This is a genomic window from Pseudomonas sp. USHLN015 (genome assembly GCF_037153275.1).
GTDB classification, from domain to species: Bacteria; Pseudomonadota; Gammaproteobacteria; order Pseudomonadales; family Pseudomonadaceae; genus Metapseudomonas; species Metapseudomonas tohonis.
The window spans coordinates 12,046-29,820 of record NZ_JBBCKP010000021.1; the positions used below are offsets into that span (position 1 = coordinate 12,046).

Below are 17,775 nucleotides of genomic sequence, written 5' to 3' on the forward strand. Positions count from 1 at the left end.
CCATGAGCATGAACCTGATCACTGTTCTCTACCTCGTCGCCTCGGTGTGCTTCATCCAGGCACTGAAGGGCCTGTCGCACCCGACCACGTCCCGTCGCGGCAACCTGTTCGGCATGATCGGCATGGCCATCGCGGTGTTCACCACCGTCGGCCTGATCTACAAGCTCGGCGCTGAGCTCGCCACCCAGGGCATCGGCTACGTCATCGTCGGCCTGCTGGTCGGCGGCACCGCCGGCTCGGTCATGGCCAAGCGCGTCGAAATGACCAAGATGCCGGAGCTGGTCGCCTTCATGCACAGCATGATCGGCCTGGCCGCCGTGTTCATCGCCATCGCCGCCGTCGTCGAGCCCCAGTCCCTGGGTATCGTCGCCGCACTGGGCGACGCCATTCCGAAAGGCAACCGCCTGGAACTGTTCCTTGGCGCAGCCATCGGTGCCATCACCTTCTCCGGTTCGGTGATCGCTTTCGGCAAGCTCTCGGGCAAGTACAAGTTCCGCCTGTTCCAGGGTGCCCCGGTGGTGTTCAAGGGCCAGCACATGGTCAACCTGGCGGTCGGCCTGGCGATCCTCGGCCTGGGCCTGTACTTCACCTTCACCGGTGACATCCGAGCCTTCGCCCTGCTGGTGGCCCTGGCCTTCGTCATCGGCGTGCTGATCATCATCCCGATCGGTGGCGCCGACATGCCGGTGGTGGTGTCGATGCTCAACAGCTACTCGGGCTGGGCGGCGGCCGGTATCGGCTTCTCGCTGAACAACTCGATGCTGATCATCGCCGGTTCGCTGGTGGGCTCCTCGGGCGCGATCCTCTCCTACATCATGTGCAAGGCGATGAACCGCTCGTTCTTCAACGTCATCCTCGGCGGCTTCGGTGCCGATGCGGATGCCGGCGCCGCCACCGGCAGCAAGGAACAGCGCCCTGTGAAGTCGGGCTCCTCCGACGACGCGGCCTTCCTGCTGACCAACGCCGACACCGTCATCATCGTCCCCGGCTACGGCCTGGCGGTGGCCCGTGCCCAGCACGCGCTGATGGAGCTGGCCGAGAAGCTGACCCACCGTGGCGTGACCGTGAAGTACGCGATCCACCCGGTCGCCGGCCGTATGCCGGGCCACATGAACGTCCTGCTGGCCGAGGCCGAAGTGCCTTACGAGCAGGTGTTCGAGATGGAAGACATCAACTCCGAGTTCGGCCAGGCCGACGTGGTCCTGGTGCTCGGCGCCAACGACGTGGTCAACCCGGCCGCGAAGAACGATCCGAAGTCGCCGATCGCCGGCATGCCGATCCTCGAGGCCTACAAGGCCAAGACCGTGATCGTCAACAAGCGCTCGATGGCCAGCGGCTACGCCGGCCTGGACAACGAACTGTTCTACCTCGACAAGACCATGATGGTCTTCGGCGACGCCAAGAAGGTCATCGAAGACATGGTCAAGGCGGTCGACTGACCCCTGCCCCGCACCACCGAAAACCCCGGCCCAGTGCCGGGGTTTTCTTTTATAGGTACCAGGGAACACAGGGCCACACCGCAGGATGGGTAGAGCGAAGCGAAACCCATCACCGAGCCACGCCGGATCGCGAATGAATTCGCTCCCATGCCCATGGCCGCGCCCCGCTCGCTTGCCTCCCCCATATCCGGTCTTCGACCTTGGTATAGAAGGCGGCGGCCCTCGGAGCCCCTAGACTGCGCGGCTCGTTTCCCCCGTTGCCCGAGGTTCCCCCATGCACCCTGATCGCGTACGCCTGCCCTCGCTGCTGGGCAAGGTAATGAGTGCGGCCGATGCCGCGTCCCTCATCGAAGACGGCATGACCATCGGCATGAGCGGCTTCACCCGCGCCGGCGAGGCCAAGGCCGTGCCCCGGGCGCTGGCCGAGCGCGCCAGGCAGCAGCCGCTGCAGATCACCCTGATGACCGGGGCGAGCCTGGGCAACGACCTCGACAAGCAACTCACCGAAGCCGGCGTGCTGGCCCGGCGCATGCCCTTCCAGGTGGACAGCACCCTGCGCAAGGCGATCAACGACGGCAGCGTCATGTTCATCGACCAGCACCTGTCGGAAACCGTCGAACAGCTGCGCAACCACCAGCTCAAGCTGCCGGACATCGCCGTCATCGAGGCCGTGGCCATCACCGAGGAAGGCCACATCGTGCCCACCACCTCCGTGGGCAACTCCGCCAGCTTCGCCATCTTCGCCAAGCGCGTGATCGTCGAGATCAACCTGGCCCACGACACCAACCTCGAAGGCCTGCACGACGTCTACATCCCCACCTACCGGCCGACCCGCACTCCCATCCCCCTGACCCGCGTGGACGACCGCATCGGCACCACCGCCATCCCGATCCCCCCGGAGAAGATCGCCGCCATCGTCTTCACCGAACAGCCGGACTCGCTCTCCACCGTGCTGCCGCCGGATGCCGAGACCCAGGCCATCGCCGACCACCTGATCGGCTTCTTCGCCCGCGAAGTGGAGGCCGGGCGCCTGTCCAACAGCCTGGCGCCCCTGCAGGCCGGCATCGGCAGCATCGCCAACGCCGTGATGTGCGGGCTGATCGACTCGCCCTTCCAGAACCTCAGCATGTACTCCGAGGTGCTGCAGGACTCCACCTTCGACCTGATCGACGCCGGCAAGCTGCGCTTCGCCTCCGGCAGCTCCATCACCCTCTCCGCGCGCCGCAACGCCGATGTCTTCGGCAACCTCGAACGCTACAAGGACAAGCTCGTGCTGCGCCCGCAGGAGATCTCCAACCACCCCGAAGTGGTGCGGCGCCTGGGCATCATCGGCATCAACACCGCCCTGGAGTTCGACATCTACGGCAACGTCAACTCCACCCACGTCGGTGGCACGAAGATGATGAACGGCATCGGCGGCTCGGGGGACTTCGCCCGCAACGCCCACCTGGCCATCTTCGTCACCAAGTCCATCGCCAAGGGCGGCGCCATCTCCAGCGTCGTGCCCATGGTCAGCCATGTCGATCACACCGAGCACGACGTCGACATCCTCGTCACCGAACAGGGCCTGGCCGACCTGCGCGGCCTGGCCCCGCGCGAACGCGCCCGGGCGATCATCGACCACTGCGTGCACCCGGATTACCGCGCCGCACTGGACGACTACTTCGAGCGCGCCTGCGCCAAGGGCGGGCACACCCCCCATCTGCTGCGCGAAGCCATGGACTGGCACATCAACCTGGAAGAAACCGGGCGCATGATCGCCAGCTGAATCGGTACAGCGGGCGTTTTGCTGACGAACAGGTCAAAAAACAGCTTCCGGTAAAAGGCCAACTGTACTGCTGCCAATCCCTGCCGAAGTTCGCTTCGGCAGTGAAAAATCCGGTTTCCCGTCGTTCGCCGAGGGTTTCAACGGGGCACCAATACAGCTGATGGAAATTTCGCAGGCACAGTTAGTTAGCTTGCTCAGTACTACCCGTACAATTTCAATCAGCTGTGACTACTGGGTCGTTTGTTCTGGACAGAAAATAGGCACCAGACAAACCCCTCTAGCCCCGCCACAAGCGGGAAGGAAGCGCCACCATGGAACGTACCCTCAGTTCCGACCTGATCCTCAGCTCCTCCGAATCCAGCGCCAAGGCCTCCTGGCCGCTGCGCGTCATCTCCACCCTGCTGATGTGGCAGCGTCGCATCTCCAGCCGCCATCAGCTCGCGATGCTCGACTCCCGCCTGCTGGCCGATGCCGGCATCAGCGAGGCGCAGCGCGAACTGGAGCTGAACAAGCCCTTCTGGCGCTAAGCCCGAAGCGGCGCCAGCCGCACTGCAACACCTGACAGAACCCGCCGCAGAGGTATCGCCGGCGGGTTTCGTTTTTTCGGGGCCCGGAAACCTGCGTAACAGCGCGGCCCGATAGGGCCGGTACAGTTGGCCAAGTTGGGGCACTGACCCCCTACAATTGCGCCCCGCTGTCCCTGCCGCCAAGCGCCCCGGCGCGCGAACATGGTCTCCCATAACCCGAACCCGCCCAGACGCGGGAAGGAAGACCGCCATGGAACGCAGCTTCGTTTCCCCTGCCCCCGCCGCCCCGTCCCTGCAACGCACCCCGCTGGCCATCCGCCTGTTCGCCCGCGTGGCCGAATGGCAGCGCAACATGCGCACCCGCTACCAGCTGGCACAGTTGAACGCGCAGCAACTGGCGGACATCGGGCTCAGCGAGTGCGACCGCAGCCAGGAGCTGGACAAGCCCTTCTGGCGCTAGGCGCGGACACCACGCGTGCCACCACTGGAACGACTCCCGCCGCTTCGCTAGGCTCTACGCCACGGGGCGCTGCGCGTGCAGCGCCCTTAGTCCCGCACAGGAGTTATTCCCATGTCCCTCTCCCGCCTGCTCGGCGCAGCCGCACTGCTGGCCCTGGCCACCAGCGCCTCGGCCACCAGCTTCGTGGTCACCACCGATGCCGTCGTCGGTGCCGTCGGCGCCACCTTCGATGCCACCTCGGACGTCACCTCTTCCCTGCGCGACGACAAGCTCGTCCTCGCCGCCCGTGACGACGCCGCCAGCTTCGTCGCCAGCGCAGGCGACATCCGTGGCGCGCGCCTGGAGGCCGCCCTCGTGCACATCCGCAGCGTCCAGCCGCAGCTGCAGGCCAGCGACCTGCAACTGGCCCAGGCCATCCTCGCCCTGTGACGCCCCTCCCGGCGGGCGCTCCCCGCGCCTGCCGGCCCTGGCCGTGAACCCCGCATTCCGCTAGCCTTGGCGCCCGCCGCGCCCCGGGCCCGGCAACCTCCTGCGCCGCTTCGCTCGGTTTGAACTGCGCCAGGGGTTTTCCGTCCAATGACCCGTACAGTTTTCACCTTCGGAGAGATCCAATGCGTCGCACGCTGATTGCCGCCGCCACCGCCCTCACCCTCGTCGCCGGCGCCGTCCAGGCACAGACCCTGGTTGCCACCAGCAACATCATCGTCCGCGCCTTCGGCCGCAGCATCGACTTCACCTCCGATACCACCACCTCGATCCGCGACATGAAGGTGATCCGCGAAGCCCGCGACGATGCCGCCAGCTTCGTCGCCAGCGCAGGCGACATCCGCGGCGTCCAGCTGGAAGCCGCCTTCAGCACCCTGCGCGAGCGCCTGCCGGAGGCCCGCGACGCCAGCGACGAGGCCCTGGCCCAGGCCATCCTCGCGCTCTGATCGCCCCCTGGCCGCCGTCTTGGCCGTGCGCCTGCCCACTGTCCTGCGCTGGGTTTGCCTGGCGGGATTGCTGGCGAGCGCAACAGTTCGGGCCGAGCTGCAACTGGACCTGAACAGTGACGGCCTGAGCGCGCCCCAGCGCCAGGCCAGCCAAGCGTTGCTGGATGAAGCCCTCGCCGCCCTGCCACCGAGCTTCGTCCAGCGCCTCGACCGCCGCGTCGAGGTCACCTGGGCCGATGACCTGCCCGACAACGCCTACGGCCGCGCCACCCGCATCGACGCCCTCGACCTCAACCGCGCCCTGCTGCCGGAGCTGGCCGATGGCAGCGCCGCGCAGGAAAAAACCCGCCGCCCACACGGCACCGTGCGCCGCGAACTGCTGGCCACCGTGCTCCACGAACTCACCCACCTCTACGACCGCGCCCGCTGGCGTACCCCGGCCGAGCGCAGCCTGCAGTTCCGTTGTGGCCTGGCGGCCGACAGCACCGGCCTGGTGGGGCAGCGTGGCGAATGCCGGGGGCAGGTGGCGCGGCGCTTCAGCCTCAGCGACGACCCGCGCCTGCTCGACCTCGCCGGCTGGCCGCAACAGGTCGGCCGGCGCGGTGACCGCGAGGCGGAGAATCACCAGGTCGCACGCAGCCCGGATCTCTACGAGCTGAGCAACCCGCGCGAGTTCGTCGCGGTGAACATGGAGTACTTCCTCCTCGACCCCGCCTTCGCCTGCCGCCGCCCGGCGCTTTACCGCTACCTGCGCCAGCATTTCGGCTGGGCCCCCGCGCAGCAGGCCGAGTGCGCCGGGGAGTTGGCCTACCTCAACGCCGGGCGCGACTTCGGGCGCGAACCCCTGGGCCGTCTCGACCCCGAGCGGGTCTACGAAGTGGACTACCTGTTCGCCGAAGCCAACGACAACTGGGTCAGCCGCTGGGGCCACAGCATGCTGCGCCTGGTCATCTGCGCCCCCGGCCGACCGCGCGGCCCGGACTGCCGCCTCGACCTCGACCAGCACCTGGTGCTGTCCTATCGCGCCTTCGTCGGCGACGTGCAGCTCTCCAGCTGGGACGGCCTCACCGGCGCCTACCCCTCGCGCCTGTTCGTCCTGCCGCTGTCCCAGGTGATCGACGAATACACCAAGGTCGAAATGCGCAGCCTCGCCTCGGTGCCGCTCAAGCTCGACCGCGACCAGGTGGAGCGCCTGGTGGAGCGCGCCACCGAGATGCACTGGAGCTACGACGGCGACTACTGGTTCCTCTCCAACAACTGCGCGGTGGAGACCCTCAAGCTGCTGCGCAGCGGCACCGCCGACCCGCGCCTGGCGGATCTCGACAGCATCATGCCCAACGGTTTGCTGGCCCTGCTCGAAGGGCGTGGCGTGGCCGACCCGCAACCGCTGCGCGACCCGAAGGAAGCCCTGCGCCTGGGCTACCGCTTCGACTCCTTCCGCGACCGCTACCAGGCCATGTTTGCCATCGCCCGCGAGCGCCTGGCCCTGCCCCAGGCCGATGTCGAGACCTGGCTCGACCTGCCCGCCGACCGGCGCCGACCCTGGATCGCCGACGCCGACCTGCGCGCCAGCGCCGCCCTGCTGCTGCTGGAGCAGGCGGCCATGCGCAAGCAGATGCTGCTGGCCCAGGACGAACTCAAGCGCCACTACCTCGACAGCCGCGAGAAGCTCGGCAATGCCGAGTTCTCCAGGGCCGGCGGCACCCTGGAGCAGATCCTCGCCAACAGCGGCTTCCTCAGCCGCCCGGCGGACATGCTCGAAGGCGGCTACGGCCTGCCCCAGGCCAGCGAGTGGCAGCGCCTGGAGGCCGAGAGCAGCAGCCGCCAGCAGAAGCTGCGCAGCCTCACCGACGACCTCGACCGCGAAGTGCGCCACCTGATCGACCCGCGCATCCTCGCCGAGCTGGACGCCGTGCAACTCAACCTCGACCAGCTCAGCGCCCACCTGCGCCAGCTGCACAAGGACGCCGGCGGGCTCGAGCTGCCCTGACGGCTTTGCCCCACGTCCAGCCCCACCGGTGGGCTGAAGCCCACCCTACGATCAAGGCGCAGGCCGATAGGGAATGACTTGCGCCGAAAACCATCCGCGTGGGTTTCGCTCCGCTCTACCCACCCTACGGGGAGCGGCCACGCCGTGGCATGAGCCCCGTAGCTCGGGTGCGAACCGGCGTTCCGTGCACAGGACCTTCGGGGTTTCACCCGCCCTACGCAGAAGCAGTGCCCAGCAGGTCGTTACGTCGCCAGACTTATCCACATCCTCACTAAGCATCTTTACGCCCTTTCCTACACCACCGGATGAAGACGGTGCAGGAATCGGATTGGATCGCCTCCGTACAATCCGATTCCCCTGTGATCCCGTTGTTTGCGCGCTTTTGGCTCCCTAGTGTCGCCGCCGGTGCTCAACACACCTCTCACAGCGGCTACCGTCCCCGACAGCGCGGCGGTCAGTGTCATGGCCGGGTAGCGCGCAGCAATAAAAGACTCCTTCGGGGGGAAATCTGCGGGCCGTCTGTGAGCGGTGTTGAAGTGCCCGGCCACCCTCTCAACAGGGGTGGCATTCAACGAACTCACAGGAGCCATTCGATGATGGAGTCATCCCAAGCCGATCAGGCACAGTCCCCTGACACCCCAACCCTCTACCCCCGCATTTTCATCCGCCACCGTCGTCAGCTGCGTGCCTTCCTGCTCGACGACCAGGCCTGGTTCAGCGTGCGCGACCTCGGCCGACTGATGCAGCACCCGCTGGAGGAGCGGGTCCGCAACAACCTCGATGCCGATCAATGGCAGTGGGCCTGGTTCCTCGATGCCGAAGGCGCGCTGGAGCACGGCCTGCTGATCAGCGAGTCCGCCGTGTACGCCACGCTCATCCACTACTACCACCCGGAGAACCGCTGCATCCGCCATTGGCTGACCCACGAGGTGGTCCTGACCCTGCGCAGCGAAGAACGCGGCGACCTCGCCCAGCCCCGCCGCCGGCAGCTCGTCAGCGAGGGCCATCAGGTGAGCGTGCTGGAGTGGCAGGGGCGGCTGTGGGTGCCCTACGCCGACCTGCCCCGGGTCGCCGTGCTCAGTTGAGGGCGGCGCTCGCCCCTCACAGCTTCTCTTCCTGCTCCTCCGGCAGGCCCGGGTCCAGGTGCAGCCAGGGCAGCCGGCTGCGCACCCAGATGTGGCGGTCCGGCAGGGCCTCGGCCACGTCGTCCAGGGTGGCGATGGTCACGTCCATGGTGCCCGGGGCCTGCTGGGTGAAGAGGCCGAGCAGACAGCCGCAGCCGCCGCAGAAATAGCGCGAGCAGCCGGGGGAGGAGTGGTACTGCGCCGGCTCGCCACGGGTCCAGGTGAAGGACGCCAGCGGCACGGTGATCCAGGTGGTGACGATGCCGCCGGTGGTGCGCCGGCAGTCCGAACAGTGGCAGTGGGCGATATCGGTGAGCGGGGCTTCGATGCGGTAGCGCAGCCGCCCGCAATGGCAGCCGCCCATATGGACCTGGGTCATGGGTACGTCCTCCTGTGCAGTGGGAAAACCTAGTCGCTGCAAGGCGCATCGGCCAATGGTCGGCTTGCGGATGTGCGCGGCGTTGCACAAGATGGCCGCCTCCCGACCGGACCACCGGAACCCGATGTGACCGCACTGCTTGCAGCCCTCTGGCCCCTTTTCGCCCTGATCGTCGGCGGCTACGCGCTGCGCCTGAAGGGCTTCCCCGGCGATGCCTTCTGGCCCGCCGCCGAGCGCCTGAACTACTTCATCCTCTTCCCTGCGCTGCTGTTCAGCAGCCTGGCCACGGCGCCGCTGGACAACCCCGCGCTGCCGCGCCTGGCCCTGGCGGTGCTGCTGGGCCTGGGCGTCGGCTGGGCCGTCCTGCTGCTGGCCCGCCGCGTGATGGGCTGGCCGGCGGCACGCTTCGGCGCCATCACCCAGGGCGTGCTGCGCTTCAACACCTACCTGGGGCTGGCGGCCATCGGCAGCCTGTTCGGCAAGGAGGGCCTGGCCATCGCCGCGCTGATGCTGGCGCTGATGGTGCCGACGGTGAACCTGCTGTCGGTGTGGTCGCTCACCGCCGAGCGCGGCGTCAGCGCCCGGGGCCTGCTGCTGCCGATGGCGAAGAACCCGCTGATCCTCGCCTGCCTCGCCGGCGCCGCCTACAACCTTGCCGGGTTCGGCCTGGGTGGCGGCATCGACCGGCTGCTCAACCTCCTGGCGGTGGCCAGCCTGCCCCTGGGCCTGCTCTGCGTCGGCGCGGCGCTGCAGCCCCGCGAGCTGGGTGGCGAGCTGGCGGCCCTGGGCTGGAACTGCGCGGCGCGCCTGCTGGCCATGCCCGCCCTGGCCTTCGCCGTGGCACGCCTGCTCGGCCTGCCGGCGATGGAGAGCAGCATCCTGGTGCTGTTCTTCGCCCTGCCCACCGCCCCCACCGCCTATGTGCTGACCCGCCAGCTGGGAGGCGACGGCCACCTGATGGCGGGGATCATCACCCTGCAAACGCTGCTCTCCGGCGCCACCCTGGTGCTGATACTGGCCCTGCTGCAGGCCATGGCATGAAGGCCCGCTGGCTCATTGGGCTGCTGCCCTGCCTGGCGCTCCAGCCGGCGCTGGCGGACATCGAGCAGGAGAACCCGCTTCTGCTGGGGTCGGCCTACGCGGCGATCCTCACGCTTTCGCCCTTCTTCATTACCACCCTGAGCGTGCGCTCCATGGGCGGCGGCGAGCCCAGGCTGGCCCTGGCGCGTGACGATGCGGCGAGTTTCCTCGCCAGCGACGGTGCCATCCGTGGCGCCCAGCTGGAAAGCGCGCTGCAGCTGCTGCGACAGCGTAGCGAGCTGGCCGGGCATAACGACCGGGCACTGGCCGAGGCAATCCTCGCCCGTACGCTCTGAGCGCCGCCCGTCTGGAATTCGCGGCACGTTCGCCGCCGATTCCCGGCGAAAGCTGGCTGAAAGCTTCGCCCCTTAGCATCGCCCCACCGCCGGCGAAGACCGGCCGCCGGGTGCTGCACCCGCTCCACCCGGCAACCCCGACAACAACAAGATGGGTGATTGCCATGCTCCGCTCCTGCTGCCTCAACGGCCTCGTTCCGCCCCCTCTCCGTACCCGACCCGCGCGCTGATCCAGCCCCGCCCTCGCCCTCGTCCGGAGATTCCCCATGCTGACCTTCCTCGGCTTCGCCATGGTCATGACCTTCATGTACCTGATCATGACCAAGCGCCTGTCCGCGCTGATCGCGCTGATCATCGTCCCCATCGCCTTCGCCCTGCTCGGCGGCTTCGCGGCCGGCATCGGCCCGATGATGCTGGAGGGCATCGGCAAGCTCGCGCCCACCGGCGTGATGCTGATGTTCGCCATCCTCTACTTCGCCCTGATGATCGACTCCGGGCTGTTCGACCCCGCCGTGCGCGCCATCCTGCGCCTGGTCAAGGGCGACCCGCTGAAGGTCTCGGTGGGCACCGCCGCGCTGGCGCTGATCGTCTCCCTCGACGGTGACGGCGCCACCACCTACATGATCTGCGTGGCTGCGCTGCTGCCGCTCTACAGCCGCCTGGGCATGAGCCCGCTGATCATGGCGGGGCTGATCATCCTCGCCGGCGGCATCATGAACATGACTCCCTGGGGCGGCCCCACCGCCCGCGCCGCCAGCGCCCTGCACGTGGACCCGTCGGACATCTTCGTGCCGATGATTCCGGCCATGATCGCCGGCTCCCTGGCCCTGTTCGGCCTGGCCTGGGCCTATGGCAAGCGCGAGCGCGCCCGCCTCGGCGTGCTGCACCTCCCGGACGAGCCGACCCGCCACGACGAGATCAGCGTCTCCCAGTACCCGGAAGCGCGCCGGCCGAAACTCCTGTGGGTGAACGCGGCGCTGACGGCTGCCCTGATGGTCACGCTGATCGCCGGCCTGCTGCCGCTGCCGGTGCTGTTCATGATCGCCTTCAGCATCGCCATGATCATCAACTACCCCTGCCTGCAGCAGCAGAAGGAGCGCGTCGCGGCCCATGCCGGCAACGTACTGGCGGTGGTGGGGCTGATCTTCGCCGCCGGCATCTTCACCGGCATCCTCACCGGCACCGGCATGGTGGAAGCCATGTCCAAGAGCCTGCTGGCGGTGATCCCGCCATCCCTCGGGCCCTACATGGCGGTGATCACGGCGCTGGTGAGCATGCCGTTCACTTTCTTCATGTCCAACGACGCTTTTTATTACGGCGTGTTGCCGGTGCTCGCCGAGGCGGCGGCCCATTACGGCATCAGCCCGGTGGAGATGGCGCGGGCCTCCATCGTAGGCCAGCCGGTGCACCTGCTCAGTCCGCTGGTGCCTTCCACCTACCTGCTGGTGGGCCTGGCGAAGATCGAATTCGGCGACCACCAGCGCTTCACGTTGAAGTGGGCGGTAATGATCTGTCTGTGTATCCTGCTCGCCGCACTGTTACTCGGCGTGTTCCCGCTGTTCGGTACACACTGAACCGCAGGCGACGCGCCCTCGCCGAAGCCGGAAATGCGCCTGCGCACGTTCCGGCTTCGGCGTGCTCCAACCCCCTGACCGCTGAAACACACGAGGAATCCGCATCATGGAATGGCTGACCAGCCCGGAAATCTGGGTCGCCTTCTTCACCCTGACTGCCCTGGAGATCGTCCTGGGCATCGACAACATCATCATGATCGCCATCCTCGTGGGCCGCATGCCGCCGCACATGCAGGCACGCACCCGCTTCTTCGGCCTGGCGCTGGCGATGGTCACCCGCATCCTCCTGCTGCTGTCGATCACCTGGATCATGCGGCTCACCGCCGACCTGTTCCACGTCTTCGGCCAGGGCATCTCCGGGCGCGACCTGATCCTGTTCTTCGGCGGCCTGTTCCTCCTGTGGAAGAGCAGCACCGAGATGTACCACAGCCTCGAAGGCGAGGACGAAGCCGAGCAGCCGCAGGCCGGCGGCGCCGCGCGCAACTTCATCGGCACCATCATCCAGATCGCCATCATCGACATCGTGTTCTCCCTGGACTCGGTGATCACCGCCGTGGGCATGGTGTCCCACGTGCCGGTGATGGTCGCCGCGATCGTCGTCGCCGTGCTGGTGATGATGGCCGCCGCCGGCACCATCAGCGACTTCATCGACAAGCACCCGAGCCTGAAGATGCTGGCGCTGTCCTTCCTGGTGGTGGTCGGTACCGTGCTCATCGCCGAGTCCTTCGAAGTCCACGTGCCCAAGGGCTACGTCTACTTCGCCATGGCCTTCTCCCTGGCCGTGGAAGCGCTGAACATCCGCATGCGCACCGCGCGCGGGCGCAAGGAAGACCCGGTCAAGCTGCGCAAGGACATCCCGGGGGAATGAGCCCGGGCATAAGCGCCAGCTGAAATGAAGAACGGGGCCCAATGGCCCCGTTTTTCATGGGTGGGTGAACGCCGGCTCACACCGGCTCACACCGGCTCGAACCGCTCGCCTCGGAAGCAGCGCACCGGGTTGCCGCGCTCCACCCGGTGGTGGAACAGGCGGCGCTCCGCGCGCAGGGCGCCGTCCGCCTCTTCGGCCCGCTGCGCCAGGCGCTGGCCGATGAGCAGGACGGCCAGGCGCTTGTTGGCGTGCTGGCTGCGCTCGCTCTGCACCTTGACGCTGATGCCGCTGGCCAGGTGGGTGGCGCGTACCGCCGAGTCGGTGGTGTTGACGTGCTGGCCGCCCGGCCCCGAGGCACGCAGCGCTTCGAAGCGGATCTCGCCTTCGAGGCTGGCCGGCGGTGCGGCGAACCGCGCGCCGCCGAAGAACCAGTTCTTGCGCCCGTGGTTGGGCCGGTAGGGGCTGGGGCAGGTCCATTGCAGGGTGCCTTCCCAGTCCCGGGCGAGGCCGTCGGCCTGGTCGCCGTCCAGGGCCAGGAGGGCGGAGACGAGGGTACCGCGCCGGGCACCCTCCTCCCGCTCCAGCACCTGGACGCGCACCTGCCGCTGCGCGGCTTCGTGCGTCAGCCGCTGCAGCGCCTTGGCCACCGCCAGGGCGCATTCGTCCGGTCCCTGGGCCGCCGAGAGTTGCAGGAGGATCATCAGCAGCACCCTCCGCGCGTCTTGTAGGTCAGCACCGGCTTGAGCCGCGCCAGCACCTGCACCAGCCCGGCGTCACGCAGGGCGCCGACCACCGAGTCGATGGCCTTGTAGGCTTCCGGCGCTTCCTCGTAGATCAGCGCGCGGTCGGCGCAGATCACCCGGCTGCCGAGCGCGGTGCGCTCCAGCTGCTCGACGCTGTAGCGCTTGGCGAGGCGGTCCTTGCACTCGCTGCGCATCCACTTGCGCCCCGCGCCGTGGGCCAGGGAATTGAGGCTGCGCTCGTCGGCCACCGGGGCCACCAGGTAGCTGTAGTCACCGCGGGAACCGGGGATGACCATCACGCCCTGGTCGGCGGGGGTGGCGCCCTTGCGGTGCAGCCAGCCGTCGACGCCGCCGAGGGTCGCGGCGGAAACGAGGTTGTGGTTCACATCCAGCAGCTGCTCGCCGTTCGCACGCAGGCGTTCCAGCATGCGTCGGGCGATGAGCTGGCGGTTGGCCTCGGCGAAGCGCAGGGCGCCGTCGTGGCGGGCCAGGTAGTGCTCGGCTTCCGGGCTGCCGGCCTCCAGCCCGGCGTGGCTGAAGCGGTCCACCTGCTCGCGCAGGATGGCTTCGCCCAGGCCGCGCGAGCCGCTGTGTACCAGCAGGAGCAGGTGCTTGCGGTCGATGCCCAGGGCCGCCAGGGCCGTATCGTTATAGGCCTCGTCGAGCTGCTGCAGCTCGGCGAAGTGGTTGCCGCCACCGATGGTGCCCAGGGAACGCTCGTGCCCGCAGGGCGGCAGGCCGAAGGCGGCGATCGCCGCCTGCCAGCTGTCGTCCATCGGCGCATCGAGGGAGCCCAGGCGCTTCTCCAGCTTGTCGAGGTGGAGCTTGGCGACGGGGATGTCGGTGCGCCAGAAGGCCATGCCGCAGCCGATGTCGTTGCCCACCAGCGCCGGGTAGAAGCGGCCGCTGGAGAAGAACGCGGCGCCCACCGGGTAGCCGCGCCCCGGGTGCAGATCCGGCATGCCGGCCACCCGTTGCATGCCCGGCAGGCGGGCGGTGGTTTCAAGTTGCTGGATCGCTTTTCCTTCGATCCAGGTGTCGTCCGCGGCGATCAGGGTGATGCCGTCGGCCAGATTGCGAATGCAAGTGCCCATGGTCCAATCCAAATGGGTTGAAACGAAAAATGCTTGGATTTGGCAGGTCTGGGTCGGGCAGTGCGGAACCGTCGCGAAGAAGGACGGAAGAAGCGTTTAAGCCAGGCGCGACCTGCAAGGGGTGATCAGTGTTTGCATGATGGACCTCCTTTGCTGTCGGTTGAGGGGAGAAGAAGGCGCGAATCCTAGGCCGATCCGCGCCGCCGCGCAATCCCGTCATGCCGGGGTCATGACTGCCCGCACAAAGCGCGCAGGGCCGGATCGCGCAGTTGCATCAGCTCGAACAGCCCCAGCGCCTGGAGCGCCGGCAGGGCCGCCAGCAACTTGCGCTCGGCGGCTTGGCGCTGCTCCGCCGTTGCCGCCGGGTCGCACCAGAGCCGGGCGTTGATCAGGAAGGCGCCCACCGTGCCCTTGCGCACGCGGGTGCCGTTGAAGTCGCGGTGGTCGAGGTGGTCGGGGAGCAGGTCTTCGGCGCGCATGGGATGTCCTCCTGTGGATGAGGGCTCATTCTGCGACCGGGCCAATGGCTAGACTGCCTTATCCCTGCCGATCGATAACGTGAAAATGCCAATGTCACAGCCCCTGCTTCTCCCTTCGCTCGTCCAGGCCGAGGGCGGCCCGCTGCTGGTCGCGGTGTGGCAGCACAGCCCCGGCGAGCGGCGGACCGCCAGGCATTCCCACGCCCGTGGCCAGTTGCTCGGTGCCGGTCGCGGCCTGCTATCGGTGGCAGCGGCCCACAGCCATTGGGTGGTGCCCGCCACCCACGCGGTGTGGGTGCCACCCGGTTGTGAACACGCCCTGCGCTCCCACGGGCCCTTCGATGGCTGGAGCGTCTACGTCAGGCCCGAGGCCTGCCAGGCGCTGCCGCAGTCGCCACGGATCATCGCCACCTCGGGGCTACTGCGCGAGGCGGTGCTGCGTGCGTCGAGCTGGGACGATGGGCTGCTGGATGAGCGCAGGCTGCGCATCGCCGGGGTGATCCTCGACGAGTTGCAGTCCTTGCCGGAAGAGCCCCTCGGCCTGCCGCTGCCGGTGGACCCGAGGCTGTTGAAGGTCTGCCAGGCGCTGGCCGATGACCTGGCGGACAACCGCAGCCTGGAGGCCTGGGCGCTGTGGGCGGGGGTCTCATCGCGGACGCTGGCCCGGCGCTTCGTCGAGGAGACGGGCTTCGCTTTCGGCCAGTGGCGCCAGCGCGCCCGCCTGTTGAGGGCCCTGGAGCGCCTGGCGGCGGGCGATGCGGTGACGCGGGTGGCGCTGGAAACGGGCTACGAGAACGTCAGCGCCTTCATCGCCATGTTCCGGCGCCACTTCGGCGTGACGCCGGGGCGCTACTTCGCGCGCTAGCCGGGGCTATTCGTCGCCGCCCACGGCGAAGTTGGGCAGGGTGTCCACCGGCTGGGCGAACTGGAAGGGGATGGATTCGAGCGCAAGGCCCACGTTGCGCTGGATGACGAAGTGCAGGTGCGGGCCGGTGCTGTTGCCGGTGTTGCCGGAGCGGCCGATCTGCTCGCCGATGGCGACGCGCTGGCCCTCCTGGACCTTCACCGAGCCGCGCATCAGGTGCAGGTAGACGCCCATGGTGCCGTCGTTGTGGAGGATGCGCACGAAGTTGCCGGAGGGGTTGTTGCCCCGCCCGCTCTGCTGGTTCTCGATCTTCACCACCATGCCGGGCCGCGCCGCGACGATGGGCGTGCCTTCGGGCATGGCCACGTCCTGGGCGTAGCGGCCCTTGGGGGTGAAGTGGCTGTACTGGCCGTTGGCGCCCTGGGTCAGGCGGAACGGGCCGCCCACCCAGGGCAGCGGGTAGCGGTAGAGCGAGGGCTGCTGGCGCGGGTCGCCCAGGGCGTAGCGCAGGCGCGGCTTGTAGCGCATGGCCTTGCTGGCGTCGGCCGGGGCCAGGGTGGCGAGGCGGATCTTGCTGCGCGGCGGCAGCACCCAGCGGATGGGCTTTTCCGGCGCACCCACGGCGTTGCTGACGTTGTTCAGGCTCAGCTCCACTTCCACCGGCGCATACAGGTCGTTGCGCACCAGCAGGGTCTCGCCGGCGTCATGCTTCTGGGTTTCCAGCTTCACCGAGAGGTCGAGGCGCTCGACCATGCGGTCGCGGAAGACGAACACCTGCGCACCGGCGACGGCCTTGTCGGTGTAGGTCACCACGCCGTTGGCATCGGTGTACTTGTAGATGGTCAGCGCGCACGCCGGCAGGGCTGCCGCCAGCGAACCGCAGAGAAGGAGGATGCGCCCTAGCATGACTGCATGGATCTAGTGGTTATGGGTGTTCGAGCTGGCAAGCCTAGCAGCGCCGCCGGCACCGCGCGAGGCGCCGGCCGTCGGGCTGTGACGGGGTTGGCTCAGGCGCCGGGTACGAAGTGTTTCTGTGCCGAGCCACGGGCGATAAGCCGCGACAGGTAGTCGAGCTTCTGCGGATCGCGGTCGACGAAGCGGAAGGTCAGTTGCAGCCACTCGCTGTCGGGCTTGGGTTCGAGGGCCGAGACGGCGTGCAGGTAGCCGTTGAGGCGCGCCACCTCGCCGCCCTCGCCCTGTTCCAGGTCGAGCACGGCGCTTTCCAGCACCTGGGGCAGCGGCTCGCCGCGCTTCACCACGAGGTGGGCGTCCTTGAGGCTGATGGTCTTGATCACGCAGGACAGCACGCCGCTGGGCAGGCGCAGCTGGGCTTGCCCACGGCCTCCCGGCGCCTGGCCGGCAGCCTTGGCCGAAGGGGTGGGCGCAGCCGTCTTGGCGGCGGCCTTGGGCGCCGCGGCGGGCTTGACCACCTCGGCCTTGCCACCGGTGAGGGCGGCGAGGGAATCGTTGGCGAAGCCGCCGGAGCTGAGCATTTTCGGCGGCGCGCCGGCGGCCAGGGCCTCCATCTTGCCGGCGCGGGCCAGCTGCTTCTTCACCTTGGTCACCAGCTGGTCGTTGGAGAAGGGCTTGCCGATGTAGTCGGAAACCCCGGCCTGGATGGCCTGCACCACGTTCTCCTTGTCGCCGCGGCTGGTCACCATGACGAAGGGCGTGGTCTTGAGCGTGTCCTGGGCGCGGCACCAGGTGAGCAGCTCGAGGCCGGACATCTCCGGCATCTCCCAATCGCACAGGATCAGGTCGACGGGCGTGCGCGCCAGCATCTGCTGGGCCTTGCGCCCGTTGATCGCTTCTTCGATCTGGATGCCGGGGAAATGGTCGCGCAGCCCCTTCTTCACCAGGTCGCGAATGAAGGACGCATCGTCCACTACCAGCACTGTCACCTTGCTCATCGACCACTCCTCAGAGAACGGGCGTAAGCATAGCCTCGGCTGATAGCGCTTTGCCAAGCTGAATGCGACATCGCGCACCCTTTCGCGTGAAAGGTGGCGCCAGGGCCTTGGTCGACAGGGGATTGGTGGGGCTCGCGGGACGTCGCCGCGGAGGAACGCATCGCGAATGAATTCGCTCCCACACGGCAGGAGACGCTTCGCGAGCAGAGCCCGCTCCTACGGTGGGAGGTAGAGAAAGGGGTGGAGC

The 17,775-nt window shown here is 68.1% G+C and carries 19 protein-coding genes; 13 read left to right on the forward strand and 6 right to left on the reverse strand.

Annotated features, from left to right (window positions below; translation table 11 throughout):
- Positions 1-2 precede the first annotated feature (2 nt).
- The 8 genes from WFQ67_RS29755 (at position 3) to WFQ67_RS29790 (ending at position 8,201) form a co-directional block, all read left to right on the forward strand.
- Positions 3-1,439, forward strand: coding sequence for an NAD(P)(+) transhydrogenase (Re/Si-specific) subunit beta (locus WFQ67_RS29755; RefSeq protein WP_173178210.1), 1,437 nt, complete (start codon positions 3-5; stop codon positions 1,437-1,439).
- Positions 1,440-1,713: 274 nt separating this feature from the next.
- Complete coding sequence (locus WFQ67_RS29760) at positions 1,714-3,207, forward strand: acetyl-CoA hydrolase/transferase family protein (RefSeq protein WP_213627277.1); 1,494 nt, start codon at positions 1,714-1,716, stop codon at positions 3,205-3,207.
- Positions 3,208-3,518: 311 nt separating this feature from the next.
- Positions 3,519-3,734 (forward strand): DUF1127 domain-containing protein, encoded by a 216-nt coding sequence (locus WFQ67_RS29765; protein ID WP_111263305.1) that lies wholly within the window; start codon positions 3,519-3,521, stop codon positions 3,732-3,734.
- A 250-nt stretch (positions 3,735-3,984) separates the two neighbouring features.
- A complete protein-coding gene (locus WFQ67_RS29770; protein WP_213627279.1) occupies positions 3,985-4,194 on the forward strand; it encodes a DUF1127 domain-containing protein in 210 nt (69 codons plus the stop codon).
- A gap of 111 nt (positions 4,195-4,305) precedes the next feature.
- Entirely contained in the window at positions 4,306-4,623 is a 318-nt protein-coding gene (locus WFQ67_RS29775) for a DUF2388 domain-containing protein (protein ID WP_213627281.1), read from the forward strand.
- Between the two features lie 182 nt (positions 4,624-4,805).
- Entirely contained in the window at positions 4,806-5,126 is a 321-nt protein-coding gene (locus WFQ67_RS29780; RefSeq protein ID WP_173178206.1) for a DUF2388 domain-containing protein, read from the forward strand.
- Between the two features lie 31 nt (positions 5,127-5,157).
- The gene (locus tag WFQ67_RS29785) at positions 5,158-7,116 is read left to right on the forward strand and encodes a DUF7844 domain-containing protein (protein WP_337058972.1); all 1,959 of its coding nucleotides are present in this window, start codon (positions 5,158-5,160) and stop codon (positions 7,114-7,116) included.
- Between the two features lie 593 nt (positions 7,117-7,709).
- The gene (locus WFQ67_RS29790; RefSeq protein WP_244862957.1) at positions 7,710-8,201 is read left to right on the forward strand and encodes a BRO-N domain-containing protein; all 492 of its coding nucleotides are present in this window, start codon (positions 7,710-7,712) and stop codon (positions 8,199-8,201) included.
- A gap of 16 nt (positions 8,202-8,217) precedes the next feature.
- Here the strand turns inward: WFQ67_RS29790 and WFQ67_RS29795 are convergent, their stop codons facing one another.
- A complete protein-coding gene (locus WFQ67_RS29795) occupies positions 8,218-8,619 on the reverse strand; it encodes a GFA family protein (RefSeq protein WP_213627283.1) in 402 nt (133 codons plus the stop codon).
- Positions 8,620-8,691: 72 nt separating this feature from the next.
- Between WFQ67_RS29795 and WFQ67_RS29800 the strand changes: the two genes are divergently transcribed.
- From WFQ67_RS29800 to WFQ67_RS29815, 4 genes are all read left to right on the forward strand, one after another.
- Entirely contained in the window at positions 8,692-9,660 is a 969-nt protein-coding gene (locus tag WFQ67_RS29800; protein ID WP_442969641.1) for an AEC family transporter, read from the forward strand.
- Complete coding sequence (locus WFQ67_RS29805; RefSeq protein WP_213627287.1) at positions 9,657-9,995, forward strand: DUF2388 domain-containing protein; 339 nt, start codon at positions 9,657-9,659, stop codon at positions 9,993-9,995. The genes WFQ67_RS29800 and WFQ67_RS29805 overlap by 4 nt, the downstream gene beginning before the upstream one ends.
- Positions 9,996-10,261: 266 nt before the next feature.
- On the forward strand, positions 10,262-11,569 hold the full coding sequence (locus tag WFQ67_RS29810; RefSeq protein WP_213627289.1) for a CitMHS family transporter: 1,308 nt from the start codon (positions 10,262-10,264) through the stop codon (positions 11,567-11,569).
- Positions 11,570-11,675: 106 nt separating this feature from the next.
- On the forward strand, positions 11,676-12,437 hold the full coding sequence (locus WFQ67_RS29815) for a TerC family protein (RefSeq protein ID WP_213627291.1): 762 nt from the start codon (positions 11,676-11,678) through the stop codon (positions 12,435-12,437).
- Positions 12,438-12,523: 86 nt separating this feature from the next.
- Here the strand turns inward: WFQ67_RS29815 and prfH are convergent, their stop codons facing one another.
- The 3 genes from prfH to WFQ67_RS29830 form a co-directional block, all read right to left on the reverse strand.
- On the reverse strand, positions 12,524-13,138 hold the full coding sequence (gene prfH, locus WFQ67_RS29820) for a peptide chain release factor H (RefSeq protein ID WP_337058968.1): 615 nt from the start codon (positions 13,136-13,138) through the stop codon (positions 12,524-12,526).
- Positions 13,138-14,274 carry an RNA ligase RtcB family protein gene (locus WFQ67_RS29825; RefSeq protein ID WP_213627295.1) on the reverse strand — a complete coding sequence of 379 codons (1,137 nt, stop codon included), beginning with the start codon at positions 14,272-14,274 and terminating at the stop codon, positions 13,138-13,140. The genes prfH and WFQ67_RS29825 overlap by 1 nt, the downstream gene beginning before the upstream one ends.
- A gap of 227 nt (positions 14,275-14,501) precedes the next feature.
- Entirely contained in the window at positions 14,502-14,753 is a 252-nt protein-coding gene (locus tag WFQ67_RS29830; protein WP_337058969.1) for a DUF7709 family protein, read from the reverse strand.
- Positions 14,754-14,844: 91 nt separating this feature from the next.
- Between WFQ67_RS29830 and WFQ67_RS29835 the strand changes: the two genes are divergently transcribed.
- Positions 14,845-15,618 (forward strand): AraC family transcriptional regulator, encoded by a 774-nt coding sequence (locus WFQ67_RS29835; RefSeq protein WP_213627297.1) that lies wholly within the window; start codon positions 14,845-14,847, stop codon positions 15,616-15,618.
- 6 nt (positions 15,619-15,624) lie between these two features.
- On the opposite strand, the gene WFQ67_RS29840 is transcribed toward WFQ67_RS29835, so the two are convergent.
- Entirely contained in the window at positions 15,625-16,524 is a 900-nt protein-coding gene (locus WFQ67_RS29840) for a peptidoglycan DD-metalloendopeptidase family protein (RefSeq protein WP_213627299.1), read from the reverse strand.
- Between the two features lie 101 nt (positions 16,525-16,625).
- Positions 16,626-17,528 carry a response regulator gene (locus WFQ67_RS29845; RefSeq protein ID WP_337058970.1) on the reverse strand — a complete coding sequence of 301 codons (903 nt, stop codon included), beginning with the start codon at positions 17,526-17,528 and terminating at the stop codon, positions 16,626-16,628.
- Positions 17,529-17,775: the final 247 nt, after the last annotated feature.

What these genes read in the sequence shown, in the direction of transcription:
- WFQ67_RS29755 (WP_173178210.1), top strand. Translation starts at nt 3, where the DNA reads ATGAGCATGAACCTGATCACTGTTCTCTACCTCGTCGCCTCGGTGTGC.
- WFQ67_RS29760 (WP_213627277.1), top strand. Translation starts at nt 1,714, where the DNA reads ATGCACCCTGATCGCGTACGCCTGCCCTCGCTGCTGGGCAAGGTAATG.
- WFQ67_RS29765 (WP_111263305.1), top strand. Translation starts at nt 3,519, where the DNA reads ATGGAACGTACCCTCAGTTCCGACCTGATCCTCAGCTCCTCCGAATCC.
- WFQ67_RS29770 (WP_213627279.1), top strand. Translation starts at nt 3,985, where the DNA reads ATGGAACGCAGCTTCGTTTCCCCTGCCCCCGCCGCCCCGTCCCTGCAA.
- WFQ67_RS29775 (WP_213627281.1), top strand. Translation starts at nt 4,306, where the DNA reads ATGTCCCTCTCCCGCCTGCTCGGCGCAGCCGCACTGCTGGCCCTGGCC.
- WFQ67_RS29780 (WP_173178206.1), top strand. Translation starts at nt 4,806, where the DNA reads ATGCGTCGCACGCTGATTGCCGCCGCCACCGCCCTCACCCTCGTCGCC.
- WFQ67_RS29790 (WP_244862957.1), top strand. Translation starts at nt 7,710, where the DNA reads ATGATGGAGTCATCCCAAGCCGATCAGGCACAGTCCCCTGACACCCCA.
- WFQ67_RS29795 (WP_213627283.1), bottom strand. Translation starts at nt 8,619, where the DNA reads ATGACCCAGGTCCATATGGGCGGCTGCCATTGCGGGCGGCTGCGCTAC.
- WFQ67_RS29805 (WP_213627287.1), top strand. Translation starts at nt 9,657, where the DNA reads ATGAAGGCCCGCTGGCTCATTGGGCTGCTGCCCTGCCTGGCGCTCCAG.
- WFQ67_RS29810 (WP_213627289.1), top strand. Translation starts at nt 10,262, where the DNA reads ATGCTGACCTTCCTCGGCTTCGCCATGGTCATGACCTTCATGTACCTG.
- WFQ67_RS29815 (WP_213627291.1), top strand. Translation starts at nt 11,676, where the DNA reads ATGGAATGGCTGACCAGCCCGGAAATCTGGGTCGCCTTCTTCACCCTG.
- prfH (WP_337058968.1), bottom strand. Translation starts at nt 13,138, where the DNA reads ATGATCCTCCTGCAACTCTCGGCGGCCCAGGGACCGGACGAATGCGCC.
- WFQ67_RS29825 (WP_213627295.1), bottom strand. Translation starts at nt 14,274, where the DNA reads ATGGGCACTTGCATTCGCAATCTGGCCGACGGCATCACCCTGATCGCC.
- WFQ67_RS29830 (WP_337058969.1), bottom strand. Translation starts at nt 14,753, where the DNA reads ATGCGCGCCGAAGACCTGCTCCCCGACCACCTCGACCACCGCGACTTC.
- WFQ67_RS29835 (WP_213627297.1), top strand. Translation starts at nt 14,845, where the DNA reads ATGTCACAGCCCCTGCTTCTCCCTTCGCTCGTCCAGGCCGAGGGCGGC.
- WFQ67_RS29840 (WP_213627299.1), bottom strand. Translation starts at nt 16,524, where the DNA reads ATGCTAGGGCGCATCCTCCTTCTCTGCGGTTCGCTGGCGGCAGCCCTG.
- WFQ67_RS29845 (WP_337058970.1), bottom strand. Translation starts at nt 17,528, where the DNA reads ATGAGCAAGGTGACAGTGCTGGTAGTGGACGATGCGTCCTTCATTCGC.